Origin of the sequence: Pseudomonas laurylsulfativorans (genome assembly GCF_002906155.1) — a bacterium.
Taxonomy (GTDB): Bacteria; Pseudomonadota; Gammaproteobacteria; order Pseudomonadales; family Pseudomonadaceae; genus Aquipseudomonas; species Aquipseudomonas laurylsulfativorans.
Genome location: NZ_MUJK01000013.1, coordinates 45,008 through 57,961 on the forward strand (window position 1 = coordinate 45,008; position 12,954 = coordinate 57,961).

General features: G+C 60.2%; 11 protein-coding genes and 1 pseudogene. 3 read left to right on the top strand and 9 right to left on the bottom strand.

From position 1 onward, the window contains the following. Window positions 1-144 precede the first annotated feature (144 nt). Window positions 145-630: pseudogene (locus B0D71_RS26830) on the top strand (TetR family transcriptional regulator C-terminal domain-containing protein); the annotation flags it as partial. Here the strand turns inward: B0D71_RS26830 and B0D71_RS31950 are convergent. From B0D71_RS31950 to B0D71_RS26860, 6 genes are all read right to left on the bottom strand, one after another. After that, the gene (locus B0D71_RS31950) at window positions 586-1,590 is read right to left on the bottom strand and encodes a DMT family transporter (protein WP_103397406.1); all 1,005 of its coding nucleotides are present in this window, start codon (window positions 1,588-1,590) and stop codon (window positions 586-588) included. The pseudogene B0D71_RS26830 and the gene B0D71_RS31950 sit on opposite strands and share 45 nt — an antisense overlap. After that, window positions 1,590-2,288: an ABC transporter permease gene (locus B0D71_RS26840; protein WP_103397407.1), complete on the bottom strand. Its 699-nt coding sequence runs from the start codon at window positions 2,286-2,288 to the stop codon at window positions 1,590-1,592. The genes B0D71_RS31950 and B0D71_RS26840 overlap by 1 nt, the downstream gene beginning before the upstream one ends. A gap of 18 nt (window positions 2,289-2,306) precedes the next feature. Then, window positions 2,307-3,020 carry an ABC transporter permease gene (locus tag B0D71_RS26845; protein WP_103397408.1) on the bottom strand — a complete coding sequence of 238 codons (714 nt, stop codon included), beginning with the start codon at window positions 3,018-3,020 and terminating at the stop codon, window positions 2,307-2,309. 149 nt (window positions 3,021-3,169) lie between these two features. Next, window positions 3,170-3,952, bottom strand: coding sequence for a transporter substrate-binding domain-containing protein (locus tag B0D71_RS26850; protein WP_103397409.1), 783 nt, complete (start codon window positions 3,950-3,952; stop codon window positions 3,170-3,172). A 27-nt stretch (window positions 3,953-3,979) separates the two neighbouring features. Continuing rightward, a complete protein-coding gene (locus tag B0D71_RS32130) occupies window positions 3,980-5,983 on the bottom strand; it encodes an aminotransferase class I/II-fold pyridoxal phosphate-dependent enzyme (protein WP_103397410.1) in 2,004 nt (667 codons plus the stop codon). Between the two features lie 157 nt (window positions 5,984-6,140). Continuing rightward, window positions 6,141-7,541 (bottom strand): MFS transporter, encoded by a 1,401-nt coding sequence (locus B0D71_RS26860; RefSeq protein WP_103397411.1) that lies wholly within the window; start codon window positions 7,539-7,541, stop codon window positions 6,141-6,143. A 277-nt stretch (window positions 7,542-7,818) separates the two neighbouring features. On the opposite strand from B0D71_RS26860, the gene B0D71_RS26865 reads away from it, so the two are divergent. Next, the gene (locus tag B0D71_RS26865; protein WP_103397412.1) at window positions 7,819-8,703 is read left to right on the top strand and encodes a LysR family transcriptional regulator; all 885 of its coding nucleotides are present in this window, start codon (window positions 7,819-7,821) and stop codon (window positions 8,701-8,703) included. Window positions 8,704-9,043: 340 nt separating this feature from the next. Here the strand turns inward: B0D71_RS26865 and B0D71_RS26875 are convergent, their stop codons facing one another. Beyond that, on the bottom strand, window positions 9,044-10,543 hold the full coding sequence (locus B0D71_RS26875; RefSeq protein ID WP_103397413.1) for an MltF family protein: 1,500 nt from the start codon (window positions 10,541-10,543) through the stop codon (window positions 9,044-9,046). A 543-nt stretch (window positions 10,544-11,086) separates the two neighbouring features. Here B0D71_RS26875 and B0D71_RS31515 point away from each other — a divergent pair. After that, window positions 11,087-11,398 (top strand): hypothetical protein, encoded by a 312-nt coding sequence (locus B0D71_RS31515; RefSeq protein WP_165798753.1) that lies wholly within the window; start codon window positions 11,087-11,089, stop codon window positions 11,396-11,398. Window positions 11,399-11,785: 387 nt separating this feature from the next. On the opposite strand, the gene B0D71_RS26890 is transcribed toward B0D71_RS31515, so the two are convergent. Then, the gene (locus B0D71_RS26890; RefSeq protein ID WP_103397416.1) at window positions 11,786-12,238 is read right to left on the bottom strand and encodes a cupin domain-containing protein; all 453 of its coding nucleotides are present in this window, start codon (window positions 12,236-12,238) and stop codon (window positions 11,786-11,788) included. 175 nt (window positions 12,239-12,413) lie between these two features. Beyond that, window positions 12,414-12,908 carry a winged helix-turn-helix transcriptional regulator gene (locus B0D71_RS26895; RefSeq protein WP_103397417.1) on the bottom strand — a complete coding sequence of 165 codons (495 nt, stop codon included), beginning with the start codon at window positions 12,906-12,908 and terminating at the stop codon, window positions 12,414-12,416. Between the last annotated feature and the right edge of the window lie 46 nt (window positions 12,909-12,954).

Consider the following 12,954-nt stretch of genomic DNA (forward strand, 5'->3'; position numbering starts at 1 on the left):
AAAAACGCGGTATCGCTGCTGTCGAGGCTGGTGATTGAACAGACGTTCAACTAAGCTCGACTTCGTGGAACCTCACCCAAGGACAGCCTTGTGACAACCGTTGCCCCGAAAAACCGCCGCGCCGAACCCGATGACCGCCGCGAAATGCTGGTGGCCGCGACCCTTCGCTGTCTGAGTCGCGATGGTCACGCCGGCATTTCCGTGCGACGCATCGCCACCGAAGCCGGTGTTTCAGTCGGTCTGCTCAATCATCATTTCGGCAGCATCGATGCCCTGATCGCCGACACCTATCAGAAGCTCGCCATCGAACTGACCACCGCCCTGCAACACGAAATCGAACAAGCCGTAAACCCGGCGCAGAAGATGGACGCGTTCCTCATCGGCTCGTTTTCCCCCAGGGTCATGGACCCGAAACTGCTCGGCGTGTGGGTAGTGTTCTGGAGCCTGATCCGTCACTCCGAACACGTCAGTCTGTCCCATGAAAAAAGCTACCGGGCCTACATCGACTTGCTCCGCCAATTGCTCGACGAATTGGCCGCCAGCGAAGGCTTCGTGATTCACGACACGCGCCTGGCCGCCATCGGCCTATCGGCGATGCTCGACGGTCTCTGGCTCGAGTGGTGCCTGAACCCCGAGACCTTCAGCGCCGCCAACGGACTGCATATCTGCCGTTGCTGGATAAAGGGGCTGCGAAACGGAGCATTCAGCACCGACGACGTCCTGTGACGAATGCCGACCGAAGATCATCGCCAAGGTGCCACTGACCGCAATCAGCCCGGCACCGATCATCAGCGACGTGTCCATTAGCGTGCCCCACACCAGGCTCGACAGGGCAAACGCCCAGATCAACCCGGTGTACTCGAACGGCGCGAGCAAGGTCGCGGTGGCGCGGCGGAAACTGGCGAACAACAGGAACTGGCCAATGCCGCCCACCAGGCCCGCGCCGAGCATGCCCAGCCAGGCGGGTGTCGGCGATGGCGTGTGGGTCCACGGCAGGGCAACCGCCATGCAGATCACGAACACCACGTTGGTGATCAGCATCTGCTCCAGCACTGAGGTCTGCTCATCCACCTGACGCAACTGGATGTAGGTGAACGCCCAGCACATCGCCGCCAGCAGGGTCAGCACAATGGGCAACGGCTCGGTCATGTTGTCGGGGCGACAGGCAATGACCACCCCGACAAAACCGATGATCAGGCTGAACCACTGCCAGCCGCTGGCGCGTTCCTTGAGAATCACCGCCGCCAGCACCGTGACCATGATCGGTGCGGAAAAGTACAACGTGGTCATCTCGGCCAGGGTCAGGTCCCGGGCCGCCGTGTAGTACAGCACCCAGGCCACGATCGACAGCAGGCCGCGCACCACCAGCAGGCCCCGGCTCGGTGAATGCCAGGCCCGCTGGATAACACGCAAACGCCCCGCCAGCAACACGGCCACGACCACCACGGCGGCGCGCCAGAACAGAATGGTGACCACCGAATAATCGGCCACCAGCCACTTGATGGCCGCATCCTGCAGCGACAGGAATGCGTAGCCCAACGTGCACAGGCCAATGCCCTGCAGCGAGCGGTCGACGTTCGACGAACTCATCAGGCCGACCTGCGCACGGGCGTTCCGCGCCGTTCGGCAAAGGCAAACAGCGCTTCGATCAGGAACGTCAGGCAGACGTAGACGCCGGCGACCAACAACAAGGGTTCGTACACCTGCAAGGTTTGCGCGCGGACCACGTTGGCGGCGCCGAGCAGATCGATCACGGCAATGGTCGAGGCCAGCGCCGTGGACTTGAGCAACATCACGGTTTCCCCGGCCAGGGTCGGCAGCAACAGGCGCATGGCCCGGGGCAAACGCACCCGCAGCAGGGACTGGCGCGCGGTCATGCCAAAGGCCGAAGCCGCTTCCATTTCGCCTTTGGGTACCGCCAGCAGGCCACCGCGAATCACTTCGCCGACATAAGCCCCCACCGACACCACCAGGGCGAACACGATGTACCAGTAACCGTCGCGCAGGTAAGGCCATAGAAAGCTGCCGCGAATCAGCGGGAACTGGGCAAACAGACTGCCCAGGCCGTAGTAGAAAATGTAGATCTGGATCAACAACGGCGTCCCACGGGTGACGCTGGTGTAGAACAGGCTGACCTTGGCGATCACCCTGTTTTTCGAGATCCGCGCCAGCGCCACCAACACCGCCAGGACAAACCCGAACACACTGGCGATCAATAGAATCGTGAGGGTGGTTTGCAGCCCCCGGCCCAACAGTGCCGCGTATTCAACTATCCACGCTGGAATCATTTCATTCTCTCCGCCGGTTCAGTCAACAAGAGGCATCCAGCGACGAATACGTCGCTCAAGCCGACCCGACAGATAGTTCGACGCCAACGTCACTGCGTAATACAACGCCGCGGCCGTGAGGTAGAACAACAGATAGTGGCGCGTCGAGCCCGCGCCTTGCTTGGCGGTGTACAGCAGCTCGTTGGTGCCGACCACGCTGATCAGCGCGCTGTCCTTGATCAGGTTGATCCACAGGTTGGCCATCCCGGCCATGGCGTAAGGCGCCATGATCGGCAGCGTGACCCGGCGGAACAACCCGAAACCGTTGAGGCCAAACGCCTTGGCCGCTTCAATCTGGCCGAAGGGAATCGCCTGGATCGCCGCGCGGAAAATCTCCGAGGCGTAGGCCCCCTGCACCAGCCCCAGCACCACGATGGCCGCCAGTGGACCGCTGACGTTCACCACGCCGTAGCCGAGCTGGGTCATCAGCGAATTGAGGAGCATGGAGCCGACGTAGTACAGCAACAGAATCAGCAGCAGCTCCGGAACCGCGCGGAACAAGGTGGTGTAACCGCGCATCAGTGCGGCAATCGGCTTCGGCGCGCCAAGCTTGAGGCACGCCACCACCAGCCCGATGGCCAACCCGAGCACAAAGGCCCCGGCGGAAATCTGCAGGGTCATCCAGAGCCCCTTCAACAGCGCACTGCCCCATCCCTGTTCGGTGAAATTGATCAGATCGAACATTGCTGGCATTTCTTTCTCCAGTTGGAGGACACGGTCCCCTGTAGGAGCGAGCCTGCTCGCGATGAACGCAAGTGCGCCGCGGTGCTTCTGAATGACCGCGTCATCGTTGACGTTTTTCGCGAGCAGGCTCGCTCCTACATTGGATTGCGTTCAGTTCATCAGAACGCAGGCTTCACGCTGGTGCCGAAGTAGCTCTGGGACAGGTCGTCATAGTCCTTGCTCGCCAGCAACTCCTGGATGGCCTTGTCGAGTTTGGCCTTGAGTTCGGTGTCGTCCTTGCGCAAGCCAGCCCCCACGCCCTTGCCGAAGATCGGGTCGTACGGCACGGCGCCGAGGTAGGCCAGGTCCTTGGCATCCGGGGTCTTGACGAACGCGGCCATGGCGGTGCCGTCGGCCATCATCAGGTCGATGCGCCCGGCGATCAGGTCGGCGTTGGCCGAGTCCTGGGTGTCGTAGTACTTAACGTCGGCAATTTTTTCGTAGTAGGTCTTCAGGTAACTGGCGCTGACGGTGGAGTTCTGCACGCCGATGATCTTGCCCTTGAGGTCATCCGGGTACTTCTTCACCGACGCCTCTTTCGGGCCGACGACGGCAATCACCGAGTCGTAGTACGCCTTGCTGAAGGCGATCTGTTTTTCACGCTCTTCGGTCACCGACATCGAGGAAAAAATCACGTCGATCTTCTTCGCCAGCAACGACGGAATGATGCCGTCCCATGCCACTTCCTTGATCTCGCAGTCGGCTTTCATTTCGCTGCACAGCTTGTGGATCAGGTCGACTTCAAACCCCTTCCACTCGCCGTTGGCCTGCTTTTCGGTGTACGGCGGATAGGGTTCGGCGGCCACCGCGAACCTGATCGGTTGTGCCTGAGCGGCGCTCATACCGACCAGCATTACGCAAGCTGCACCGGTCAACCAGTTTGCAAAACGTCGATTTCCCATGTTGTTTTCCCGTCTTTTTATGATGAGTTAGCGAGTCTGATGAGCGTTGACGAATTGCCGGCAACGCTCGCTGCGTGGGTGTACGAACACTTCGTCCGGCGAACCGGCTTCCTCGATCAGCCCTTGATGCAGGAAGGCGACTTTGGAAGAGACATCGCGTGCGAACGCCATTTCATGAGTCACCAGGATCATGGTCCGGCCTTCTTCGGCGAGGGAGCGGATCACCCGCAGCACTTCCCCGACCAGTTCCGGGTCGAGTGCCGAGGTGGGTTCATCGAACAGCATGACCTTGGGCCGCATGGCCAGGGCCCGGGCGATGGCCACCCGTTGTTGCTGTCCCCCGGAGAGAAACGCCGGGTACTCGTTGCGCTTGGCCGCAAGCCCCACGCGTTCGAGCAGCGCTTCGGCCCGCTCGGTGGCCTCCGCACGGCTTTCACGCAGGACCTGGGTTGGCGCTTCGATGAGGTTTTCCAGCACCGTGCGATGGGGCCAGAGGTTGAAGTTCTGGAACACCATGCCCAGGCTGGAGCGGATGCGCACAAGCTGCCGGGCATCGGACACCAGTGGTGCGCCGGGGCGGTCGTGATTGAGCTTGATGCTTTCGCCATCGACGACGATGCGCCCCTGGTCCGGCACTTCGAGCATGTTGATGCAGCGCAGCAAGGTACTTTTGCCCGAGCCGCTGGCACCGATCAGGGAAATCACGTCGCCTTCGCGGGCAGTCAGGGAAACGCCCTTGAGCACTTCGATATTGCCGAAGCGTTTGTGCAGGCCATCGACCTCGATCATGGTCTTGGCGGCGACCGGTTCGACGGTCGCGGTGCTGGTCACCGTGCCGATCACCGGCCTTGGCGCTTCGCCATTGAGTACCTGGACAAAGCCACGAATGCGCTGGCAGGCCTGGGCCAGGCGCTCTTCGCTCAAGGTAAACGAAAGCCGCACGAACCCTTGCGCCGGCTCGCCGAATGCCGCCGCATCGAGCACCGAGACACCGGCCTCGCGCAGCAGGCGCCAGGCGAATTCCAGCGAGGTCAGGCCGGTGCCGCGCACGTCCACCAGCACGAACATGCCGGCATCGGGATTGAGCACGCTGATGCCCGGGCAATCGGCCAAACCGGACACCACCAGATCGCGGCGCCGACGATAGATCTCGCGCATGCCGTGGGTGACTTCATCATGAGACTGCACGGCCTTGAGCGCTGCTTCCATGACGAAACCGGGCAAGCCGTACAGCATGCTCAACACCAAGGTTTCGACATGATTGACCAGGGCTTCATTGGCCACCACCCAGCCGATGCGCCAACCGGTCATGGCATGGGATTTCGACAGGCTGCCAATCACCACGCAGCGCTCGGCCATGCCCGGCAACGCTGCCAGGCTGAGGTGTTCACGCTCGTAGGCAAGGCTCTCGTAGACCTCGTCCACCACCACCCACAAGTCATGGGCGATGGCGAGGTCGGCGATGGCTTGCAGTTCTTCGCGACCGAGTACCACGCCGGTGGGGTTGTTCGGGTTGGAGAAGAAAATCGCCCGGGTACGCGGGGTAATGGCCTTGGCCAATACGGCGGCATCAAGGCGGAAACCCGAGTCCGCCGCACAGGGCACCCGCACCAGCGTGGCGCCGGACGCCTTGAGCGTTGCTTCGTAGGTGACGTACATCGGATCGAACGCGATCACTTCGTCGCCAGCACCGAGCAGGCACATCGACGTGGCGAACAAGGCGTTCTGCGCACCGGCCGTGAGAATGACGTTGGACGCCTGCAGTTCGCGGTCGATCAGTTGGCTGTAGCGGCCGGCAATGGCCTCGCGCAACGCCTGGCGGCCGGCGATTTCGGTGTAGTGGGTATCCCCTTCGCGCAAGGCATGGATGGCGGCGTCGGTAATGAAATCGGGGGTGGGGAAATCCGGGTCGCCGACGCTGAGGATGATCACGTCCTCGCCATTGCGCTGCGCGGCGCTGGCTGCGTAGTGAATATCCCAGGCGGCAACGCCTTGGCCACTGATCCGTTCAACAAAGGGTGAAAACCGCATGCCAGTGCCTCGTTCGAATTGAAGAAACGCAAGCCCGCAACCAGCCGGGGGAAGGTGGTCCCCAACATAGTCCAGACTGAACACTCGTTCAACAGAAAACTCACAAGGCTTCGCGTTCAGCGCAAACAGGTCGTTTTCACGACAGTCGCGCCGTTTTTCAGTACGGCGCGATTAAGCGACGTGAAACGATTTTGCTGATTGCTCCCATCACCAGAGCCACGAGAATCAGCCCCGCAGTAACCGCAAAGGTCAACCGCATCCCCTGCGCGATGGCCTCAGGTTGCGCCAGCAAAATATCGTGGCTGCCCGTGCCGAAAGCGAACACAGCGCCCATGACCGAGGCACCCGTGATCAACCCGAGATTGCGCGACAAACCGAGCAAACCGGAAACCACACCACGTTGCTGCGGCGCAATGTCTGCCATCACGGCGGTATTGTTCGCCGCCTGGAACAGCGCGTACCCGGCCGTAAGGACCACCAGCGCAATGAGATAGCCGGGGACGCCGACGCTCATCGGCACGGCGGCAAGGATGGACGCGCCGGTCAACATGGCCATCAGCCCGACCGCGCTTGAGCGTTGCGCGCCCCATCGGTCGACCAGCCGCCCGCAGGGCATACCGGCCAATGCCGCCACCAGCGGCCCGGCCGACATCACCAGCCCGACACGCGCCGCGCTCAAACCCAGTGCACCCGACAAATAGAAGGGGCCGACCACCAGGGTGGCCATGACCACCGTGGTCACCAGGGTGCTCATGGCGAACCCGCTGCTCAGCAGCGGGTTGCGCAACATCGCCAGGTTGACCAGCGGCGACGCGGCCGTCTGCTCGACGAACACGAACAGAATCAGGCCGATCACCGCGACCAGCAGCAGCGCCGTATTGAGCGGGCCGAAGCTGCCGCGTCCAAGGGTCATGGCCAGTGCGTAGGCCAACAGGGTCAGGACCAATACCAGCGTGCCAAGCCTGTCGAAGCCTGGCCGAGAGGCCGTCGTCTCGCGGCGATCAACCGGCAAACAGCACCAGGCCAGCCCCATCGCCAACACCCCCAAGGGCACGTTGAGCAGAAAAATCCCCTGCCAGCCCATTTGGGCAATCAATACGCCGCCGAGCGTCGGCCCCAGTGAGGTGCCCATCGCCGACATCGTGCCGAGCACACCCATCGCGCTGCCCATTTTTTCCTTGGGCACCGCCCCGCTCACCAGCGCCATGGTCAACGCCATCATGGTGGCCGCGCCGATGCCCTGTAAGGCACGGGCGGCAATCAGCAACCACAGGTTGGGTGCCAGAGCGCAGAGGATCGAGGCGACGGTAAACACGGCAATGCCGACCAGCAGCAACCGCCGCCGCCCCACGAGGTCGCCGAGCCGGCCAACGCTGACGATCAGCGCCGTGATGCTCAGCAAGTAAGCGAGCACCACCCACTGCACTGCCTGGAACGACGCTGAAAACGCCTCGGCCAGTGTCGGCAATCCAACGTTGGCAATGCTGGTGCCCAGGGAGGACAGCAGCATGGATAACGACAGGCTGGCCAAGGTTCCTCGAATCGATAGGGACTTCATTTTCTCGCGACTCCGCAAACAGGTTGTCCCGAGCCTAAGCCTGGCCATAACATGGCGGAAGACGCAGCAGTTGCACTTTATACGTGCATATAACGCCATCTATCCAATGTGGGAGCGGGCTCTGTGGCGAGGGGGCTTGCCCCCGTTGGGTTGCGAAGCAGCCCCAAAATCTCTGATGCACCAAAAATCTTGTGAGTGCTACGCACTCAAACGGGGGCAAGCCCCCTCGCCACAGAGCCCCCTCACCACAGGGCCCGCGCCTACAGGAATTGATTCGATGCCCGATCTGAATCTGTTGATCACCCTGAACGTATTGCTCGAAGAAGGCAGCGTGGCCCGCGCCGCACAGCGTTTGTGCCTGAGCCCTTCGGCCATGAGCCGGGCGCTGGCGCGATTGCGCGAAACCACCGGCGATCCACTGCTGGTGCGAGCCGGGCGCGGGCTGGTGCCCACGCCTCGGGCGCTGGAGTTGCGTGAACGCGTCGGCGTGCTCGTGCAGGACGCCGAAGCCGTCCTGCGCCCCGCCGAGGTACTCGATCTCAAGCAACTGACCCGCACCTTCACCCTGCGTACCAGCGACGGCTTTGTAGAGAATTTCGGACCGCCACTGATCGCACGCATCAACGAAGCAGCGCCCGGTGTCCGCCTGAATTTCGTGCAGAAGCTGAACAAGGACAGCACCTTGCTGCGAGACGGCTCGGTGGACCTGGAAACCGGTGTGATCGGCGAAACGACCAGCCCCGAAGTGCGAACCCGGATGCTGTTTCGCGATCGCTTCATTGGCGTCGTGCGTGAGGGGCACCCTCTGACTCAAGGCGAGATGACAGCGGTTCGTTATGCCGCCGCCCGGCACATTCTGGTCTCACGCCGGGGCCACGAAAAAGGCGTCATGGACGACGCCTTGAATGAGCTGGGATTGCAGCGCGACATTGTCACCATCGTCGCCGGTTTCTCCTCTGCGATTGCATTGGCGCGGGCTTCAGACCTGGTCGCCAGCGTACCCGAGCGGCACATCGGCAACCTGTGCCAGGGGATGCACTGCTTTGCCCTGCCCTTCCCCACGCCGCCGATCACGGTTTCGATGCTGTGGCACCCGCGCATGGACGCCGACCCGGCGCATCGCTGGCTGCGCGGTTGCGTGTGGGAGGTTTGCAGCCAATAACGCCCCCGGAAAACTCAGTGTCGAACGCCCAGTTTGACCGCCACATCTTCTGGCGCGAGAGACCTCCCATCGCCGGAAACCAACTCCAGTTTGCGAATCGGCTTGCGGTCTTGCGCGTCGACCATGACCGATCCCGGCTCGCCGGGCTTGTACGTGAATTCGTTACCGTCGCGCTATTCCTGGCCTCTAGCGACTCTAGGGCTATTCGCGCTTTCGCCTGCTGCTTCCACAGGCAACCCTCGCGCCTCTCAGCGTTCAACGCATTCAGCATGTTTTCACACAGCCTGGACCCATAGCTGCCTTTGCGAAAGACCGCGAACGACCATTTATTGATAATCCGTCAGGGAGCGGTTTTGACCGCGTTAGATTCTGTTTTTTCCTCTACAAGTTTGTAGGCCACGTAGTATTTGTAGATATTCCCGACATAATCCACGGTTTCACGGCCAACCACTTGTGCGGCTGCCTGCTCAACATTGCCAAACCAGATGTTCTTGTTCAGCCCGGACTTTTCCGCCAACGCTCGGAACTTGCGCAGGTTGCCGGGGCCGGCGTTATAGGCGGCAAAGGTCATCAGTGTTTTGTTCATCTTCGTCAGTTGTGGGTCGTTCAGGTACTTATCCGCGAGCAGACGCATATATTTGCTGCCGGCTTCGATGTTTTTGTCGGCGCTCTTGTCGATACCCCCAATCGCGACAGTCGGGTCGTTCGCGGTTGTGGGCAGTAGTTGCATCACTCCGACCGCACCTCTGGGGCTACGAGCCTTCTGATCGAGTTGCGACTCTTGAAAACCCTGGGCCATGAGCATGAGGTGATCGAAACCGTAGGTGTTGGCGTGGCGATTGAAGATCTCGACCATCTCCTGGAACTTCTTCATCTCGGCTTCAGAGGTGGCGTTGAGCACCCGTTTACTGCTGTTGGTGACGTACTTGGTCCTTAGACTGTTACCGAATGTGGTGCCGACTTTGTGAGTTTTGACAAACTCTGCCAGTTGGCTTTTGAGTTGCGGACTTTCTTTGCGAATCGCCCAGGCAAACTCGGAGTTGTTATGCACCACAAGCTCCTCGCGAATCTTCATGTCGGTGTACAGCGGTGCCCAGATTTTCGCGATGTAGCGATCAACCACGGTGGCATTAAGCAACCCGGCATTGACCATTTGTAGCAGGTCTTCGGACTCCAGGTTTTCATCGGCCTGTTTGAGGTCGATGGGTGCCATGCCTTGTTCCTTGAATGAGGCGTTCAAGGCCTGGAGATGCTCAAAGTAGCTGCTGGACGCCCTGACGGTAATTTCCTGACCGGACAGGTCTTCGAGTTTCTCAAGGGATGCACTGCCAGGGCTGGCTACCAGTATTTCCGGGATATTCACGGCAAACGGATCGGCGAAATCCACGTCCTTGAGGCGTGCTTCAGTGACGGTGAGACCGCCAGCGGCGATGTCGCCCACGCCTTGCACCAGTTTGGACATCAGTTCGTTGCGGGCGGTGGGGATGAACATGACTCGCCATTGCATGGACTTCTTGCCGTAGGGCTGGGTCTTGTTCAACCAGGCTTCCAACCCCTTGCCAAGTTCGTAGCTGAGGCCGCGTTGACGACCACGATCAAGCTCGAAAAAAGTCTTACTGTAGGGCACCAGCACCCGGATCAAACGCCGTTCGCGCATACCTTCGAAATCTCCGACCCAGTCCGGTAAAACCGGCAGCACCATTTGTTGCACTTCGGCTTCTTCGGCGGGTGTCAGTTCGACGGCAGGTAGGTCAGATTGTGTTGCTGCCAGAGCGCTGTTGAGCCAGCACAGCATGATCAGCAAGGCCAATTTATGACAGCTATTCCATACGGTGCTCATATTCACTCACCAACAGGGCGGGGATTCGTGTTGCATTTCAGTATGGCTAATAGTTGGTCTTTTACCGCTTCGAAGAACGGAAAATCGAATGCTTACGTTTTATCGAGTGGAGCAGATGTGATGAGTAGATAGACATCGGTCAGGATGGAATCTCCCTGTGAAATTAATGGGCTATAGTCGTTTTGAGCACTTGCAGCTCCTTACTTACAACCCGCCTTGCGCGGGTTTTCTTGGGGGGGCCTTCACTGGTTTGGAGGCCGCTTCATTGTCGACTCGGACGCGGTCCCTTGTAGGAGCTGGCTTGTCGGGTCGCCGCATCGCAGCGATGGTCGTTAACGATAACGCGCGTGAACCGGATAAACGCAGCGCACTTGAGTCCATCGCCGGCAAGCCGGCTCCTACAGTTTCCCGGGAATCCGTGAAGAACCTTTTTTTTGGGGGGGGAATTACCCAAGGTACGTAGACTCCTACGCCGATGACGCCGACATCCGCGCCTTTGAGCAGACGATCCTTGATATCGGTATCCCCCGCTGCTGTTGCCTGATGGCAAAAGCAAAAAACCCGCTCAATGGCGGGCTTCGTAATCGGCTTTTTCTATGGCGCGTCGCCCAAGCTTTTGCGGAATTCGTCCTCCAGCTTTCGACAAACGTCTGCGATAACGTTTTTCCCGACTGCCGGGCCGGAGTAGCTGTTTACTTCCTCGCGGCATCGTTCCGCAGCCTCTCGGGCCTGCGTTCTTTCCTTGCCTTGCGATGTGTTGCTGACATAAAAGCCAAAAGCCAGGTACAAGGTGATGGCGATAATGATTCCGACGACGATCTTGCTGTCCAGGCCCATTCTCTTTTCTGGTGCTAGTGGCCACCTAGGTGGGATTCGTGTTTTTTGCCTGAGATCAGATTGGCAGTGCTTGCATAAGATGGCTTCCGCCATGATGACTTCCGCGCAATATGGGCAACTCTTTTTTCCAGCCTCCACAGATGAAACTCCTTTTCCAAAACAGAATTCTATCATTTGGCCTGAGGGGCGTTGAGGGATGCGTCTCTGTTGTCCACAAAAAGATTTTCTGGGCTTGGTCAACCGAATGCAAACGGTGGTCCCCACGAATGCAAATGCCTGGTCAGTAGTCATGCAATTACGCACCAACGAGGGTCGTTAACGATAACGCGTGTCAACGGGCTAAACGCAGCGCTGTCGAGACCCTCGCGAGCAAGCTCACACCTGCAAAAAACTTCTGCCACTCGCCTACTCTTTCAGGATCAGCAGCGGCTCGCCTTTCTTCACGATGTACGTCGCCAGTTCCGAGGCCTTGTCCTGGCCTACGTTCTTCGCCAAATGCGCAACGCCTGCGGGGATGTACAACGAATCACCGGCCTTGAGCGTCACTGGTGCCCGTCCTTCCAGCTGATACTCAAAGGTGCCGCTGATCACGTGCGCCACTTCTACGCCCGGGTGAGAGTGCCTTGGCGCTACCACGCCCGGATCGAAATCCACGAGCACCTGAATGACTTCGCGATCGGCGGCGCCGAGGTCGTCACGCAACAGGTCCGTGCGATGCAGCCCTTGTTGCCAGCTTTTGACGGCTGGAGCCGGCTGTACTTCCTGGGCCTGAGAGAGGCTTGCGAAGGTCGCCAGCCCCGCTGCTGCCAGGGCGATGCCAAGCTTGCCGATGGTGTGACGGGTGTTGATACGCAACATAGCCTTGCCTCCAGTTGAACCATGCTCGGCCGCGTCGGAAATGACACGATGCCGGTGATTGCATTTGAAGGCCGCCGTGTATCGCCAGGGTGTCGGGAAACACAGGTTTTGTATGCCTGGGTAACGACAGGCGTTGCGGATACCTGCGGATACAAACCCGCCGCTGCGGGCACCGCTAGCCCTTGAACGCTTCGCGCCGGGCGCTGCGTTCGGCGACGTAGGCGGCGCTCGGTTCACTGATCAGGTCTGCGCGGCGCAAAGGCTGCCCGCAATGCGCACACAACGGACCGAGTCCGGCCGACTCGCCGCAACTGCGGTGGGTGTAGACCACCGCCAACCCTTCCTCGGGCGATTTGCACCAGGTTTCGCCCCAGGCCCGCAGCGCCAGGACCACCGAGTAGAACGCGTCGCCTTTTTCCGTGAGGTGATATTCGTAGCGTTTGGGCCGTTCGCTATAAGCGCGGCGCTCTACCAGCCCGTCCGCTTCCATGCTCTTCAAACGCGCCGCGACCATTTGCGGCGTACCGCCGGTCTGCGCCTGGATGTCGTCAAAACGATGGCTGCCCATGAACAATTCGCGCAGCACCAGCACCGTCCAGCGGTCGCCCACGACGGATTCAGCCCGGGAAATCGGACACAGGGTTTCAGAAACGGTTGTTTTCACCGACATGCGGTATTGCCTCTTTCCTAGTTACTATGATTATCATATCTACGTA

Excerpts from the sequence above, each read along its gene's own strand:
- B0D71_RS31950 (WP_103397406.1), bottom strand. The coding sequence starts at position 1,590 with ATGAGTTCGTCGAACGTCGACCGCTCGCTGCAGGGCATTGGCCTGTGC.
- B0D71_RS26840 (WP_103397407.1), bottom strand. The coding sequence starts at position 2,288 with ATGATTCCAGCGTGGATAGTTGAATACGCGGCACTGTTGGGCCGGGGG.
- B0D71_RS26845 (WP_103397408.1), bottom strand. The coding sequence starts at position 3,020 with ATGCCAGCAATGTTCGATCTGATCAATTTCACCGAACAGGGATGGGGC.
- B0D71_RS26850 (WP_103397409.1), bottom strand. The coding sequence starts at position 3,952 with ATGGGAAATCGACGTTTTGCAAACTGGTTGACCGGTGCAGCTTGCGTA.
- B0D71_RS32130 (WP_103397410.1), bottom strand. The coding sequence starts at position 5,983 with ATGCGGTTTTCACCCTTTGTTGAACGGATCAGTGGCCAAGGCGTTGCC.
- B0D71_RS26860 (WP_103397411.1), bottom strand. The coding sequence starts at position 7,541 with ATGAAGTCCCTATCGATTCGAGGAACCTTGGCCAGCCTGTCGTTATCC.
- B0D71_RS26865 (WP_103397412.1), top strand. The coding sequence starts at position 7,819 with ATGCCCGATCTGAATCTGTTGATCACCCTGAACGTATTGCTCGAAGAA.
- B0D71_RS26875 (WP_103397413.1), bottom strand. The coding sequence starts at position 10,543 with ATGAGCACCGTATGGAATAGCTGTCATAAATTGGCCTTGCTGATCATG.
- B0D71_RS31515 (WP_165798753.1), top strand. The coding sequence starts at position 11,087 with ATGGCAAAAGCAAAAAACCCGCTCAATGGCGGGCTTCGTAATCGGCTT.
- B0D71_RS26890 (WP_103397416.1), bottom strand. The coding sequence starts at position 12,238 with ATGTTGCGTATCAACACCCGTCACACCATCGGCAAGCTTGGCATCGCC.
- B0D71_RS26895 (WP_103397417.1), bottom strand. The coding sequence starts at position 12,908 with ATGTCGGTGAAAACAACCGTTTCTGAAACCCTGTGTCCGATTTCCCGG.